Source organism: Nocardia brevicatena NBRC 12119 (genome assembly GCF_000308495.1).
Taxonomy (GTDB): Bacteria; Actinomycetota; Actinomycetes; order Mycobacteriales; family Mycobacteriaceae; genus Nocardia; species Nocardia brevicatena.
The window spans coordinates 1-1,274 of sequence record NZ_BAFU01000185.1 but is presented as its reverse complement, the minus strand read 5'-3'; the positions used below and the strand labels follow the sequence as shown (position 1 = coordinate 1,274).

General features: G+C 64.9%; 1 protein-coding gene. It reads right to left on the bottom strand.

The window, feature by feature from the left end:
- Positions 1–21 precede the first annotated feature (21 nt).
- Positions 22–1,248, bottom strand: a complete 1,227-nt coding sequence (locus ON20_RS25885; RefSeq protein WP_281032907.1) for a wax ester/triacylglycerol synthase domain-containing protein — start codon at positions 1,246–1,248, stop codon at positions 22–24.
- Positions 1,249–1,274: the final 26 nt, after the last annotated feature.

The following is a 1,274-nucleotide window of genomic DNA, read 5'->3' as shown; positions in this document are numbered from 1 at the left end:
TGGCCGCCGGACATCGCACAGTCAGCTTCGGAGCGGGTTCGCGTTCCAGGTTCGGATTGTTTCCCGCCACGTGTGGTGTATCCGGTCGAGGCCGGGAAAGCCCTTGTCCGCTCTGAAACATGCCGTGGCGTAGCCCTCGTAGGTGAACGAGAGCACCGCGAGCGGAGTCCCCGCAGGGGCGCACATCACCGGGTATACCGCGGTGACGGGGCTGCCCCGAAACGCCAGGCGATGACGAAGAGCGATATGCGATGCGCCGACCGGACCACGTCGACGACCTGCGATCGTGTTCACCGTGGCACGCGCAAGCCACATGGGCACGTGGTCGACGCCGGCGCGTAGCGCTGCTCGGACACCCGGAGATTTCAATGGCATGGTCGCGCGGATTGTGCCGGCTATCCGTTGCGCCGGATCGAGAGGCGTTGCGGGCAGTCTGATGTGGGCGAGAGCGGTTCGATTGCCCGGCAGGTCCGCCTCCTCCGGCCGGCGGATATTGGCCGGCACCGCGAAAGCCAGGTCGGGTGGGTCGGGGATATCGCTCATCGTATTCAGCCAATGCGCCAGGCTGTGGGCGATGGCCGCGATGTACACATCGTTACGGGTTCCGCCGAAAGCCGCGGCGATCGATCCGAGCACGTCGGTGGGTACACGGCTCCAATGAAGCGTGCGATCGGGCGTTGTTCGGCAGTGCGGCACATCCCACTTTCTCGCCTGCCGAACGTTGCGGACGGACATCCTGAGACAACGTCCATAGTCCGTCGCTGTGGGGAGACGCCGGGTGAAACCGTGGTACACCGCTGAGGATGTATCCGCGGTGATTTCCGGGCCGAACAGCGACTCCACTGTGTGCAGGATGCCTCCGGCGTCCTGCAGGTAGTGGTGGGCCAGATACAGCAGGGCATACTGCCGTGGGGCATGGCCGTGGAGCAGCCACAGTCGCCAATGCGGGGCGTCATCGGGCAATTCGGTCCTGGACAGTTCGGCGACGACAGTTTCCAAGCTTTCCTGTTCACCGGGCACCGCACACTTTGCCACATGAACCGTGAGGTCCGGGTAACAGGAGACCGTCCACCGGGTGGCTCCAGGGGGCAGATACGATGTCAGGGCAGGCAGTACGGATAATCGGGCGGCAATGTGATCCCGAAGCTCGCTCAGCTCCGGAGGTCGACCCTCCACGTGGAGGACCGCCCCGACAAGCATTTGCGTATCGGGAGAGTGGGGCGAAAGCGCCCGAAACGCCCGGTCCACCGCCGCGGCGGATGACCCACGGACAC